Source organism: Salinibacterium sp. CAN_S4, assembly GCF_015752305.1.
In the GTDB taxonomy this organism is placed as follows: Bacteria; Actinomycetota; Actinomycetes; order Actinomycetales; family Microbacteriaceae; genus Rhodoglobus.
Genome location: NZ_JADOVB010000001.1, coordinates 860294 through 873243, shown reverse-complemented (window position 1 = coordinate 873243; position 12950 = coordinate 860294). Strand labels below are relative to the sequence as shown.

The following is a 12950-nucleotide window of genomic DNA, read 5'->3' as shown; positions in this document are numbered from 1 at the left end:
TGAATGAACCAGTGACTTCAGAAACCTCCCAGCAGGCGGGGATGACGCGCGAACAGCGCCTCATTCTCGTGATCGCCATACTCGCGTCGTTCGTGGCATTCCTCGACGGTTCGGTGATCAACGTCGCGCTGCCGAAGATCAGCGAAGAACTCGGCGGAGGGCTCACGACCCAGCAGTGGGTGGTGGATGCGTACCTCATCACGCTCGGCTCGCTCATCCTGCTCGCGGGCTCACTGTCTGATGTGTTCGGTCGCATCGTGGTGTTGCGCACCGGGCTCATCGCCTTCGGCGTGGCCTCCGTGCTCATCGTGATCGCACCCACCGCCGAGCTCGTCATCATCCTGCGGGCCGTGCAGGGGATCGCGGGAGCCCTGCTCGTGCCGAGTTCGCTCGCGCTGATCATCTCGACGTTCCGCGGAGCGGCCCAGGCGAAAGCCATCGGCACGTGGACGGCGTGGACGAGTGCCTCGTTCCTGGCCGGTCCGCTCGTCGGAGGTCTCTTCGTCGACTATCTCTCCTGGCGACTGGTGTTCGCGATCAACGTGATCCCGATCGGCCTGACCCTCGTGCTGCTGTTCGTGCTCAGGCACAAGGACACCAGGGCCGAAGGGGTGAAGCTCGACTTCGTCGGCGCAGCGCTCGGGATTGTCGGTCTCGGCGGCCCGGTCTTCGCGCTCATCGAGCAGGCGAATTTCGGTTGGGGAGACCCCAGGATCTTCCTCCCGTTCGGTCTGGGACTGCTGTCGTTCGCGGCATTCATCTGGTGGGAATCACGCGTGAAAGCTCCCATGCTGCCGCTCGGCATCTTTCGCAACCGCAACTTCGCGTGGGGCAACCTCGCGACCCTGTTCATCTATGCGGCGCTCTCCATCGGTGGGTTCATCGTGGTGATCTTCCTGCAGCAGGTGGCCGGATATCCCGCGACCATCGCCGCGCTCGCGTTCCTGCCGGTCTCCCTCGGCAACGTGTTCCTGTCGGGAATCTTCGGCTCGCTCAGCGGCAGATACGGTCCACGGCTCTTCATGACGGTGGGCCCGATCATGGCGGGATTCGGCTATCTGCTGCTGCTCACGATGGGGGAGAACGTGAACTACTGGTGGAACGTGCTGCCGGGCATCCTCGTGTTCGCCGTCGGCATCTCGATCACGGTGGCCCCGCTGACCTCCGCCATCCTCGGCTCCATCCCGTCGAAACAGGCGGGAATCGGCTCGGCGACGAACAACGCCGTGGCGCGGGTCGCCGGTCTTGTCGCCATCGCTTTCATCGGGGTGATCGTGGCCGGCCAGCTCGACGTGGCGAGCTTCCACCGCGTGCTCATCGTCACGGCCGCACTGCTGTTCCTCGGGGGGATCGTGTCCTTCGTCGGCATCCGCAATCCGACCGCCCCTGTCGCCGAGGATGCACAGGTCTAGGCGAGCAGCCTGGCGCCGGACAGCGCCAGCATCACGACGTCGATAAGGGCGCCGAGGATGATGATCCTGAACACCAGGCGGGTGGGTTGCCCCCGCACGATGAGCACGGCACTCGTGATGGCGAGGATAAGGCTGAGTGCGAGCCCCGCCAGCAGATAGGCGGGTGCCGGTCCCGGCATGACCACGATGCTGATGGATGCCGCCGCCAGCGCTCCCGCAACGACGAGTCCGCTTGACCGCGGTCCGAGCCGGTGCGGCAGCCCTCTCACGCCGGTGGCCCTGTCGTCGTCCAGGTCCGGGAGCACGTTGGCGAAGTGTGCGGACACCCCCAGCAATGCCCCAGCGAGCATCGCCCAGGGGGATGCGACGGCAGGCTCGCTGCGCGACAGCGTGACGATGAGGGGCAGCAGGCCGAAGCTCACGATGTAGGGAGCGACCGAGAGCGCAGTGGATTTCACCCCGAGGTTGTAGGCCCAGGCCGATGCGATGAAGACCGAGTGGGCCACCGTCGCCGCCCAGCCGAGGGGAACCGTGAGAGCGATCGCTGCCGCCGCAGCGATGATCGCGGCGTTTCGGGCCGTGGTGCCGCTCAGCAGGCCGGCCGCGACGGGCTTATCGGTGCGACCGACGGCGCGATCCCGTCCAGCGTCGATCCAGTCGTTCGACAGTCCCACCGATGCCTGGCCCAGCAGGAACGCGGCCCCGAGCGTTGCCCATTGCCATGGGTCCAGCCCGATGCCGACGCCGAGGATGACCGTAATGGCCGTCACTGCGACGGTCGGGCCGGGGTGGGTCGACCGCGCCAGCGCGCTCGCTGTGCGAAGCATCCTGTCATCGTATGTGCCGACACGCAGGTCGGCTGTCACTATCGAGGGTAGTTTGGTCGGATGCACGTGCCACTCGATGACCAGGCCCTGGCCGACCTGCTGCCCGGCAGCTGGATCGTGGCTGCGACGAACTTTCCGATGTGGTTATCGGGGGAACGGCGCGAGCCACGCTTCAACTACGGCCTGATCTCGCGCGACCCACTGGTGCTCTCCGACGATGTGACCTTTGTGGCGGCGCACGGGAAGCGCTCGGGAGCTCATCGGCACATCCTCGGTAAGGACACCTATACCGACGGCGGCTTCGTCTGGCGTGGCACCGGGATGCTGAAGCTGTTCACCAGCCGCTGGCGCGTCGGTGGCCTGAGCGACGACGGTTCGATCGCCGCTATCCACTTCACGAAGACCCTCGGCACCCCGGCCGGTGTCGACATCATCGTTCGGGAGGGGACGGCGGTGCCCGAGCTTCGCGCCATCATCGCCCATTCGACCGAGGATTACGGTCTCACCCCCGAGCAGTTCGCCTCTCTCACCTGGCTCGGCTCCGGCGTCACAGTCTGAGTGACCTGATGCCAGCCCTGCGATGGAGCACCGCGACGGTCTCGCTCGCGCTGCTGGTGGGAACCTCAGCGCTCGTTGGCTGCACGGCGCCCGCTGCTCGCCCGTCGCCACCGTCGGCCTCGCCATCCGCGTCGAGGCCAACGCCGCCCCCGGTCGACCCTGTCCAGCACTACGCGGACGACCGGCTCAGCGTCATGACTCTCGACGAGAAGATCCGCTCGATGATCATGGCCCACCAGCCCGGTCTCGACGCGGAGGCACTGGGCCGATACGCCTCGGAAAACGGTCTCGGCGGGCTGATCCTCATGGGCGACAATATTCCAGGCAGTGTCGATGAACTGCGGGCCATGACGGGAACGATGGCCGGGGAGGCGGGGCTGCCCGTGCTCGTTGCGACAGACCAGGAGGGCGGGGTCGTGCGTCGCATCCCGTCCGACGAGTTGCCCTCTGCCCTCCAGCTACGGAACCTCCCAGCGACGGCTGCCGACAGCGCATTCACACAGCGCGGGTCGCTGCTCGAGTCGGCGGGAATCACCGTCAATTTCGGGATCGTCGCCGACGTCGTCCCCGATGCATCGTCGTTCCTCTACGACCGTTCGCTGGGGTCGACGGCGCAGGATGCCGCGGCCAGGGTTGCGGCGGCGGTCGCCGGTGAGCGTGGCGAGGTGCTCTCGACGCTCAAGCATTTCCCCGGCCACGGTGCGGCCCCCGGCGATTCGCACTCGAGTGTGCCGCAGACGGCGCTGACTCTTCCGCAGTGGCGTGCGGACCACGCGCCCCCGTTCGAAGCGGGGATCGACGCCGGCGCTGAGCTCGTCATGTTCGGGCGCCTCCAGTTCGATGCCGTCGACCCGGTTCCGGCGACCCTCTCAGCGCGCTGGCACGAGATCCTGAGCGACGAACTCGGTTTCGATGGCATCACCATCACCGACGATATGAACATGCTCGAGAATTCGGGCAGGCCCGAATACCTGTCACAGGGCCAGAACGCGGTGCTCGCCATCGCCGCGGGGAACACGATGCTGTTGTACGTGCAGCAGGTCGACATCGCCGCCGTCGTCGCGGCCGTGCACGCTGCCGTCGAGGCCGGGACCATACCGATGGCGACGATCGACGACGCCGCTCATGCGCTGCTGGTGGCCCGACGCACGATCTCGGGGGAGACGGGCAGGTTCGTGCACTGCTTCGACGAGTGCCTCGCGGTTATCGACTGAGGGCGCCGACGAGCTGCATCGCGTCGAGCACGGCATCCGGTCGCTCGATATTCGCGAAGTGACCACAATCGGCGACGACCACGGTTCGGGATGCCGGGAGCAGCCCCCGGAGCCGCTCGAGGTCGGAGTCCCGCACGAGCGCATCCCGGTCTCCCTTCAGGGCGGTGACGGGGCAGATGATGCCAGCCCACACCGCATCGGGGTCGTAGCCGCGCGTGATGTCGACAGCGGCCAGGAACGACGGCGGACGGATCTCGCGGGCCAGCGCATCGACGACGCTGGCGCTGATGCGGAACGGGTGTCGAAACAGTGGAACAACCGCGGGGCGAAGCAATCGGGCGGACTGCATCCAGTTCACGAGCGCACGGCCCGCGGGGCCGAGCGCGGACAGCAGGGCCATGATGCGCCAGAGGGCGATGAAGTTCGGTAGCACTGAGAAATTCCGCACGGGGTGCGCGACACTCTCGACGAGCGACCACGTCGTGCCCGAGACGGTGACGACCGACTGCACCTCGTCGGGCCAGCGAGCGGCCAGATGCATCGCGATGAATCCACCCATCGAGTGCCCGACCACATCCCAGCTCGCATAGCCGAGCTTCAGGGCCGCGGCCCGCACGAGTTCGCACACGGTGTCGATGGTGGGCCCGCCCGCCAGGGGGTCGAGAGCTGCCTCACCCCACCCTGGCAGGTCGAGAAACACGGGATCGGTGAGCGCGGATCCCGAGTCGGCAGCAGCACGCATCAGGGGAGTCCAGGTGCTCCACGAGCCTGCGGCGCCATGCAGGAACAACGTCGCACGGTCCGACCGACGCTCGGGCAGGTGGTGTGCGACGGTCGAGCCAGCGAACCCCGACACTGTCGTGCTGACGAGCCCCAGGGCCGCGTCCTCGAGCCCATTGGGCGCATACAGGCGAGTGCGGGTAGGGCGGTTGGAAAGCATGACAGGTATTCGTCACCACAGCTCCGGGTGATGGGTCTGCCGGCGGCCCGACTGATCCCCGTTCAGCGCTGATCCTCGTCGGCGGAGGCACATGGCGGGCGGGTAGGCGACCCACCAGGTGCTATCTCGTCGACGAGGATCACTAGCGCTGTCACCGCACTGAGTCCCGCCGTGAAGCGGCTCAGCAGAGCGTCGGTCGCACACGCGGCCGAGTTCGGGGTGAACAATTGCTGCGTTCCGTCGGGGGAGGAACCAGGTCCGTCGGGTGCGGACCTGAAGCACCGATGTCCCCCGTTAGGAGGACACCGGCCAGCTCTCAAAAAGTAGCAGCGCGCTCCGCCGGCGTCAAGTCAATGTTTGAGTTTAGTTCAACCCTGTCGACCGGGTCACTGCCGTGGAGATCGCGTCAGCCGCCCGCACGAGTGTCAGGTGGGTCAGAGCCTGCGGCGTATTCCCGGCCTGACGGGAGTTTCCGACGTCGTATTCCTCGCTCAACAGGCCGACATCGTTGGCATAGCCGACAAGCCGGTCCATGAGCTCCCTGGCATCATCCAGTCGTTCCGACATCGCATACTGCTCGACCAGCCAGAACGAACACGCGAGGAACGGATTCTCGCCGGCCGGCAGTCCGTCGACTCCTGACTCGCTGCGGTACCTGAGCAGCAATCCCCCCTCGAGCAGTTCGGCTTCGATCGCTGCCACGGTGCCGAGCATGCGGGGATCATCGGCAGCGATATAGCCGACGTGGGAGAGCTGCAGCAACGAGGCATCCACCCCATCGCTGCCGTAGTACTGGGTGTAGGTATTGCGCTTCTGGTCGAATCCCTTCGCCTCGATCTCGTCGCGGAGCTGCTCGCGGAGTTTCTCCCAGCGTTCGACCGGCCCTGCGAGCCCGAAGTCTCGCACGGCAGAGATTGCGCAATCCAGCGCGGCCCACAGCATCACCTTCGAGTGGGTGAAGTGGCGCTCCGGTCCCCGGATCTCCCAGATGCCGCGATCGGGTCGCTGCCAGTTCTCTTCGACGAAGCTCATGAGAGCCCTCTGGACGGGCCAGGAGAAATCGGGCTCCTCGGTGCCCCGTTGCCGTGCGGCGCGCAACGCGATCATCACCTCACCGAAGACGTCACCCTGGTACTGGGTGTACGCCGCGTTTCCCACCCTCACCGGGCTGGCGCCCTGGTAACCGGGAAGGCTCGGGACGTCCCATTCCTCGAGCCGTCGCTCGCCCGCGAGCCCGTACATGATCTGCACGTCTGCGGGGTCCCCTGCGATCGCACGCAACAACCAGTTGCGCCAGGAATCGGCCTCACCGACGAATCCGTGATCGAGCAGGACATGGAGGGTCAGGGATGCGTCCCTGAGCCACACGAAACGGTAATCCCAGTTGCGGGATCCCCCGAAATCCTCGGGGAGGCTCGTCGTAGCTGCAGCCACGATGCCGCCGGTGTCTTCGTGCGTGAGTGCTCGCAACACCAGCAGCGACCTGCGCACCACGTCGGAGTATTCGGGGGAGACGGAACCCGCTGACGCCCAGCGCTGCCACCACTTCGTCGTCTCCCTGATCCGCTTGGTGACTTTGATGGGCACAGGAGGTTCGCGGTGCGACGAGTACCACGCCATGGTCTGGTCGACCGTCTCTCCCGCGCTGACGGTGAACTCGGCAGTGTGGTTGTGATCTTCTGCGTGCAGCCTGGGTCCGCGCACGACCACCGCATCCGGCCCGGCGACCGCGATGAGCTCATGGTGGCCTTTTCCGGGCATCTGCCGGATCCACGGCATGGCATTGGCGTAGTCGAACCTGAATCTGAGATCGACGTGCATGACGACGGTCCCCGTGATCCCGCGGACACGCCTGACGATGTCTGCCCGCCGGTCTCCGACGGGCATGACGTCGGTGACCTCGACTTCTCCTGTGGGGGTCACCCACCGCGTGACAAGGGTGAAGGTGTTCGGGATATAGCTTCGCGTGGACGTGACGCCATGATGGCCGTGTACTGACGCTTCGGGCGCGAGCAGCCAGCGACCGTGATTCTCATCGCCCAGTAGTGCACCGAACATCGACGCGGAATCGAACCTGGGAAGGCACAACCAGTCGATGCTGCCGTCGCTGCCGACGAGCGCGGCAGTATGGGTATCGCCGATGACGGCGTATTCCTCGATGTTCAGGGGCATTCATCCATCATGACAGTCCTGAATCGTGCGGAGCCCGGCGGTGCTCAGATCGATCTGGACCTGTGTTTGACTCTGTTATGGCCAACACCGCAGTCGCCCTCACCGAGATCGTCATCGACCAGAAGCCGGATGGTGCGAGCCCTGTGCTGCGTGGGCTTCTCGGTATTCCGGCAGGGAGCGGTCCGTGGCCCGCTGTGGTGATCGTGCACGAGGTGTTCGGGATCGAAGAGCAGATGCGCAAGCAGGTTGAGCATCTCGCATCGCTCGGCTACCTGGCGGTCATGCCGGACCTCTACAGCGACGGCGGCGCACGCCGATGTCTCGTCGCGACCATGAAAGCCATGCGCAGCGGAACCGGGCGGGCCTACCTCGATATCGAGGCAGCGCGGCAGTGGGTCCTCGCGCGACCGGAAGCCAACGGCGCCGTGGGTGTGATCGGATTCTGCATGGGTGGCGGATTCGCGCTCATGACGGCAGCGTCGGGTTTCGATGCTGCCGCGAGCAACTACGGCATGCTCCCGCAGGATCCGGATGACGCACTGGGGCAGGCCTGCCCGGTCATCGGGAGCTATGGCGCCACTGACTCGAGCCTCAAGGGGGCCGCCGCGACCCTCGAGAAGTCGCTCACGCGCCAGAACATCGTGCACGACGTCAAGGAGTACCCGAATACCGGCCACGCCTTCATGAACGAGGGTCCGGCGGGTCCCGTGTGGTTCAGGCCGCTCGCCAGAGTGATGAAGATGGGGCCGAATCCGGATGCCGCGGCCGACGCCTGGCAGCGGGTGGACGCGTTCTTCCGCGAGCACCTTCAGCCACCGAAGCTCTAGGGCCGGGTCGGCTCATCCACCAACAGGCCGGCAGCGGATAATTCGGCTGCGAGCTCAGCGCCGTTCTGCCCGTAGAACCACCGCACGTTCGAGGTGCGTTCGCGCTCGGCCGCCGTGCTCCGACCACCGGCCAGCACCGCCTCGCCGTTCGAGAGCTGCCTGATGGCGATCCCGGCGACGTTCTCTGGATGAGCTGCGGCGAACTCGCCGTAGAGCGATTCGTCGTGCTGCCCGTCGTCGCCGATGAGCAGCCACTTCATGTCGGGAAACTCATCGGCCAGCCGCGCGAGACTGGAGCGTTTGTGTTCCTGACCGCTGCGGAACCAGCGGTCGTGGGTCGGCCCCCAGTCGGTCAGCAGCAGCGGACCCGCGGGGTAGAGATTCCTGCCGAGGAACCTGGTCAGGGTGGGCGCCACGTTCCATGCGCCGGTCGAGAGATAAATGACCGGCGGAGTCGGTGCAGCACGGGTGAGGCGCTCGTAGAGCACGGCCATTCCGGCGACGGGGGTTCGCGCGTGCTCATCCAGCACGAAAGTGTTCCATGCTGCGAGGAGCGGTCGCGGCAGGGCCGTGACCATCACCGTGTCATCGATATCGGAGATGATCCCGAAACCAGCGCCGGGGTCGAGCGCGAAGATCGGTGCCGTCACGGACTCCGTGTCGGCGGCTCCGATGGTCACCTCCTGCCATCCGAGATCGAGCGGGGCGTCCAGTCTCACGTCGACGATGCCGCCTCGGGTGGGCCGCACTCGATGTTCGATCCCTCCGACCGTCACCGTGACATCCACGTCCTCGACGGGGATGCTGAAAAAGCTGCGCCAGCCCCGGACTTTATCGGCACGTTGGGTGGGAGCTTCGGTCGGTTGGGCCAGCACGACACGACAGAGAACCCGCGCCCAGGTTGTCGTGCCATACCCGGCATAGGGCACGATCGTCGTGACGAGTCCGCGCTTGCGGCCCCGTCGTTCGCGCCAGCGATGGAAGCTGTCCTCGATGCGCGCTGCCCTGTGGGACAGTCGCTCGGAAGGCTCCGACCCTGCTGTCGTCGCGTCGGTTACCATTGCTCAAGCCTACGGGCGACCGGGCCTGCCAGCTCTCAGGCGGAGCCGACGGGCTCGATCAGGGACGGTCCAGAGCTCCGGACATTGCCGACGCCACTGTCTACCTCGTGGAATTCGGTGTACTCGGCGACCTCCACGCCGCCGGCCGAGATCTCGTCGAGTAGCTCGGTGCTGCCCTCTGTGTGCGGATCGAGCCACTCGTCGAGCAACCCGGGGGAGAGGAACACCGGCATCCTGTCGTGGATGCCGGCAAGCGCGCCGGTCGAATCGCGGGTCAGAATCGAGGTCGACAACAGCCATTTATCGGCAGAGTCGTCTGCCTCTGCGGGGTTGCGCCACCATTCGTACAGCGCAGCGAACACCATCGGCTGGCCGTCGGGCATGTGGATGAAGTGCGGGCGTTTGACGCCGTCCGTCACCGTCCACTCGTAATAGCCGGTCGCGGGGATGATGGCGCGGCGCTTCTTCACCGCCGTCGCGAACGTCGATTTCTCCGCAGCGGTCTCGATGCGCGCGTTGATCGCACTGGCTCCCGATTTCGGGTCTTTCGACCAGACCGGCACGAGCCCCCAGCGCGCGGCTTCGATCCTCCGCACCGGTTCATCGTCCTCGGCGGCATCCTTGCCGATCGTGTCGAGAATGATACTGACGCGGTCTGTCGGGGCGACATTGAACGAGGGGCCGGGAAGGCCGGGAGCCACCAGATCGATGTCGAACATCTCGACCAGGTCGGCTGTCGCACCGGCAACGACGAATCTTCCACACATGCTCCCATTGTGCCAGCGGACGATCTCCCGCGTGGGGATTGCGCCCTCGCGCGAAACTTGCTGTATAACCGAGAAGCGAGGTGGGGCGCGCAGTAATGTTTGGACAGAAGAAACGAGGCACACTGTGGCACTTCAAGAGATCCCGATCCCGAGTGATCCGGTCGCTTCATTGCGCAACGAGCCGGTCCAGGCCCGCAGCACCGCGCGCCTGACCGCGTTGCTCGATGCCGCCGCGGCTGTTGTCGACGAGATCGGCTTCGAACGGATGACCACAGCCATGGTCGCGGAGCGGGCTGGTGCATCCATCGGCACCGTCTACCGCTACTTTCCGGACCGCATAGCGGTGTTGCAGGCGCTGTCCACCCGCAATCTCAATCGTGTTCTGACGAGGGTGAGCGACGAGATCCTTGATGAGCGTCACACCAACTGGGCCGATGCGTTCGCCTCAGCGTTCGGCGTCTTCACCGAGGCGTACAGGTCGGAGCCGTCGTTCCGCGGCCTTCGATTCGGTGACGTTCTCGACATGCGCCCGGCCCCGCAGGAGGCCACGTTCAATTCGATCGTCGCGAATCGACTGCTCGACAACATGCTCTCGCGGTTCGGGCTCGCCGACGGCCCCGACGTGCGCTTCACGTTCGAGACGGTCGTAGAAGTATCGGATGCGCTCGCGACACGCGCCTTCGCTCGGGACTCGAACGGGGACCAGGCCTTCCTGGACGCCGGTCGGGAGCTCGTGTTCGGCATGCTGGCCCGACATTTCGGCAGCGCGCAGCCGACAACCTAGCGCCGCACGGCGCATTGTCAAGGGTTCGTAATACTTAGACGCTGATGTATGTCTGCGGCCCCGCATAGGGTTAAGTGGATGTACTGGCAAGTGTCGATCCGTGTCCGCACGAGGAATGAGCCCCGCTGATGATCGAGTTCCGTGGTGTGTCCAAGCGCTTCCCCGACGGGACAGTCGCTGTAGAGGACTTCAACCTCGTCATACCATCCCGCAAGACGACCGTGCTCGTCGGTTCGTCCGGCAGCGGCAAGACGACGCTCCTGAGGATGATCAACCGCATGGTCGACCCGACTTCCGGTTCCATCGAGATCGATGGCGACAGCATCCTCGATAGCAACCCCGTAGCACTGCGTCGCAGCATCGGTTACGTGATGCAGAACTCGGGCCTTCTTCCCCATCTCAAGGTCATCGACAATGTCGCGACAGTGCCCGTGCTCAACGGGGTTCCCCGGAAGAAGGCTCGACAGGACGGTCTGGAGCTGCTCGACACCGTCGGTCTCGAGAGGTCGGTCGCCAACCGCTACCCGAGCCAGCTCTCCGGCGGGCAGCAGCAGCGAGTGGGGGTGGCGCGCGGCCTTGCTGCGAACCCCAACATCCTGCTCATGGATGAACCGTTCGGCGCTGTCGATCCGATCGTGCGTGCAGAACTGCAGCAGGAGACCATCCGGTTGCAGCGGGATCTCGACAAGACTGTGGTCTTCGTCACTCACGACATCGATGAGGCGTTCCTCCTCGGCGACCAGGTCGTGATCCTCGAAAAGGGTGCGAGGGTTGCGCAGATCGGCAGTCCGCGGGAAATCCTCGCGAACCCGGCCAACGACTTCGTCGCGAGCTTCATCGGCGCAGACAAGGGCAAGCGGTCGCTCACGATCCAGCAGACCGAGCACGGCTCGATCCTCGTCGACAGTGAGGGCAGGCCGCAGGGCGTCCTGGCAGAAGGACCGGCGGCGTGAATTGGGTCACCAACAACCTTGACCTGATCGCCCAGCTGACCCTCGAGCACCTGAGGCTGAGCATCCCGCCGATCCTCATCGGCTTCATCATCGCGCTCCCGCTCGGCTACCTCGCGTATCGCTTCAAGCTCACCCGGGGCCTGCTGCTGACACTGGCGGGCCTGCTGTATACGATCCCGTCGCTCGCGCTGCTGCCGATCCTGCCGACGATCTTCGGAACGAGCTTCCTAAGCCCGCTCAACCTCACCATCGCGCTGACGATCTACGCCGTCGCGATCATGGCCAGGTCGATCGCGGACGCCCTGCAATCGGTCGACCCGGCGATCCGCCAGGCCGCCACCGCCATGGGGTACGGGTCATGGCGTCGATTCTGGACTGTCGAGTTCCCCCTCGCCGGACCCGTCATCCTCGCCGGGCTGAGGGTCACCGCCGTCAGCACGATCAGCCTCGCGACAGTCGGCATCCTGATCGGCGTCCAGAGCCTCGGGTATCTCTTCACGAACGGCCTCCAGCGCCGCATCGTGCCCGAGATCCTCGCTGGCCTCGTGATGGTCGTCGTCATCGCGCTGCTGGTGGATCTGCTGCTCGCACGCGTCGGCAGGGCCCTCATGCCGTGGGCGCCGACCCAGGCGGTGCGGCCGAAGCTCGAGCGACTGCCTCTTGTTCCCATGGCGGGACGCGGAGCATGAACCTTCTCGCCGAGGCGTTCGCCTGGATCTTCTCGCCTGACAGGCTGTCAGGCTCGTCGCCGCTGCCGGCAGCCATTGCTCTGCATCTGTACTACACCTTCATTTCGGTGGTGCTGGCCGCGATCATTGCCGTCCCGCTCGGGTACTTCATCGGCCACACCGGCAAGGGCCGTAATGCCGCGATCGCGATCTCCGGTGCGGCGAGGGCAGTGCCGTCCTTCGGTCTCATCCTGCTGCTCGTGCTCGTCATGGGCGTCACTCAAAAGCCGCTGGCAGCGACCATCGCCTTCGTGCTGTTGGGAATCCCTTCGATCCTCGCCGGCGCGTACTCCGGGCTCGAGGCGGTTGACCGCCGAGTCATCGATGCCGCACGGGCGGTCGGAATGACGGAATGGCAGATCCTCACCAGGGTGGAGATTCCGCTCGGCCTTCCGTTGCTCATCGGGGGAATCCGTGCCGGTGCGCTCCAGATCGTGGCGACTGTCGTGCTCGCGGCCTATGTCACGCTCGGCGGCCTCGGCACGTACATCATCCAGGGCATCCCGCTCAGCCGCTACGACATGATTCTCGGTTCCGCGATCGTCATCGTCGCGCTCGCCCTCGTGCTCGACGGCCTTTTTGCGCTGCTGCAGCGCATCGTCGTGCCCCGTGGAGTTGCCGCTGGGCGCACTCAAGACATCCGCACGGCGTCACCCCGACGCCGCGCGGTGGTGGGAACTCCCCTCCAAGAAGGAAAAGGATAAGAA

Annotated in this window: 13 protein-coding genes; 8 read left to right on the top strand and 5 right to left on the bottom strand. The window is 65.7% G+C overall.

The genetic code is table 11. From position 1 onward, the window contains the following. Positions 1–11 precede the first annotated feature (11 nt). Positions 12–1412: an MFS transporter gene (locus tag IWX81_RS04355; RefSeq protein ID WP_334593013.1), complete on the top strand. Its 1401-nt coding sequence runs from the start codon at positions 12–14 to the stop codon at positions 1410–1412. On the opposite strand, the gene IWX81_RS04350 is transcribed toward IWX81_RS04355, so the two are convergent. Beyond that, positions 1409–2239: a UbiA family prenyltransferase gene (locus IWX81_RS04350; RefSeq protein ID WP_199279998.1), complete on the bottom strand. Its 831-nt coding sequence runs from the start codon at positions 2237–2239 to the stop codon at positions 1409–1411. The two genes, IWX81_RS04355 and IWX81_RS04350, sit on opposite strands and share 4 nt — an antisense overlap. A gap of 60 nt (positions 2240–2299) precedes the next feature. Between IWX81_RS04350 and IWX81_RS04345 the strand changes: the two genes are divergently transcribed. Continuing rightward, entirely contained in the window at positions 2300–2797 is a 498-nt protein-coding gene (locus IWX81_RS04345; RefSeq protein WP_199279997.1) for a hypothetical protein, read from the top strand. A gap of 8 nt (positions 2798–2805) precedes the next feature. Continuing rightward, on the top strand, positions 2806–4011 hold the full coding sequence (locus IWX81_RS04340) for a glycoside hydrolase family 3 N-terminal domain-containing protein (protein ID WP_199279996.1): 1206 nt from the start codon (positions 2806–2808) through the stop codon (positions 4009–4011). Here the strand turns inward: IWX81_RS04340 and IWX81_RS04335 are convergent. Both IWX81_RS04335 and IWX81_RS04330 read right to left on the bottom strand, forming a co-directional pair. Then, positions 4001–4951, bottom strand: coding sequence for an alpha/beta fold hydrolase (locus IWX81_RS04335; RefSeq protein WP_199279995.1), 951 nt, complete (start codon positions 4949–4951; stop codon positions 4001–4003). The two genes, IWX81_RS04340 and IWX81_RS04335, sit on opposite strands and share 11 nt — an antisense overlap. Before the next feature lie 363 nt (positions 4952–5314). Further along, on the bottom strand, positions 5315–7123 hold the full coding sequence (locus IWX81_RS04330; protein WP_199279994.1) for a glycoside hydrolase family 15 protein: 1809 nt from the start codon (positions 7121–7123) through the stop codon (positions 5315–5317). Between the two features lie 77 nt (positions 7124–7200). On the opposite strand from IWX81_RS04330, the gene IWX81_RS04325 reads away from it, so the two are divergent. Further along, entirely contained in the window at positions 7201–7950 is a 750-nt protein-coding gene (locus tag IWX81_RS04325) for a dienelactone hydrolase family protein (protein WP_199279993.1), read from the top strand. On the opposite strand, the gene IWX81_RS04320 is transcribed toward IWX81_RS04325, so the two are convergent. After that, a complete protein-coding gene (locus IWX81_RS04320; RefSeq protein WP_199279992.1) occupies positions 7947–9011 on the bottom strand; it encodes an App1 family protein in 1065 nt (354 codons plus the stop codon). The two genes, IWX81_RS04325 and IWX81_RS04320, sit on opposite strands and share 4 nt — an antisense overlap. Before the next feature lie 35 nt (positions 9012–9046). Next, complete coding sequence (locus IWX81_RS04315; RefSeq protein ID WP_199279991.1) at positions 9047–9778, bottom strand: SOS response-associated peptidase; 732 nt, start codon at positions 9776–9778, stop codon at positions 9047–9049. A gap of 124 nt (positions 9779–9902) precedes the next feature. On the opposite strand from IWX81_RS04315, the gene IWX81_RS04310 reads away from it, so the two are divergent. From IWX81_RS04310 to IWX81_RS04295, 4 genes are all read left to right on the top strand, one after another. After that, positions 9903–10562, top strand: coding sequence for a TetR/AcrR family transcriptional regulator (locus tag IWX81_RS04310; protein WP_334593003.1), 660 nt, complete (start codon positions 9903–9905; stop codon positions 10560–10562). 128 nt (positions 10563–10690) lie between these two features. Then, complete coding sequence (locus IWX81_RS04305; RefSeq protein WP_199279989.1) at positions 10691–11515, top strand: ABC transporter ATP-binding protein; 825 nt, start codon at positions 10691–10693, stop codon at positions 11513–11515. Then, a complete protein-coding gene (locus IWX81_RS04300; protein ID WP_199279988.1) occupies positions 11512–12204 on the top strand; it encodes an ABC transporter permease in 693 nt (230 codons plus the stop codon). The genes IWX81_RS04305 and IWX81_RS04300 overlap by 4 nt, the downstream gene beginning before the upstream one ends. Next, positions 12201–12947, top strand: coding sequence for an ABC transporter permease (locus tag IWX81_RS04295; protein ID WP_199279987.1), 747 nt, complete (start codon positions 12201–12203; stop codon positions 12945–12947). The genes IWX81_RS04300 and IWX81_RS04295 overlap by 4 nt, the downstream gene beginning before the upstream one ends. The last annotated feature ends 3 nt before the right edge of the window (positions 12948–12950 follow it).

What these genes read in the sequence shown, in the direction of transcription:
- IWX81_RS04350 (WP_199279998.1), bottom strand. Translation starts at nt 2,239, where the DNA reads ATGCTTCGCACAGCGAGCGCGCTGGCGCGGTCGACCCACCCCGGCCCG.
- IWX81_RS04345 (WP_199279997.1), top strand. Translation starts at nt 2,300, where the DNA reads ATGCACGTGCCACTCGATGACCAGGCCCTGGCCGACCTGCTGCCCGGC.
- IWX81_RS04340 (WP_199279996.1), top strand. Translation starts at nt 2,806, where the DNA reads ATGCCAGCCCTGCGATGGAGCACCGCGACGGTCTCGCTCGCGCTGCTG.
- IWX81_RS04335 (WP_199279995.1), bottom strand. Translation starts at nt 4,951, where the DNA reads ATGCTTTCCAACCGCCCTACCCGCACTCGCCTGTATGCGCCCAATGGG.
- IWX81_RS04330 (WP_199279994.1), bottom strand. Translation starts at nt 7,123, where the DNA reads ATGCCCCTGAACATCGAGGAATACGCCGTCATCGGCGATACCCATACT.
- IWX81_RS04325 (WP_199279993.1), top strand. Translation starts at nt 7,201, where the DNA reads ATGGCCAACACCGCAGTCGCCCTCACCGAGATCGTCATCGACCAGAAG.
- IWX81_RS04320 (WP_199279992.1), bottom strand. Translation starts at nt 9,011, where the DNA reads ATGGTAACCGACGCGACGACAGCAGGGTCGGAGCCTTCCGAGCGACTG.
- IWX81_RS04315 (WP_199279991.1), bottom strand. Translation starts at nt 9,778, where the DNA reads ATGTGTGGAAGATTCGTCGTTGCCGGTGCGACAGCCGACCTGGTCGAG.
- IWX81_RS04305 (WP_199279989.1), top strand. Translation starts at nt 10,691, where the DNA reads ATGATCGAGTTCCGTGGTGTGTCCAAGCGCTTCCCCGACGGGACAGTC.
- IWX81_RS04295 (WP_199279987.1), top strand. Translation starts at nt 12,201, where the DNA reads ATGAACCTTCTCGCCGAGGCGTTCGCCTGGATCTTCTCGCCTGACAGG.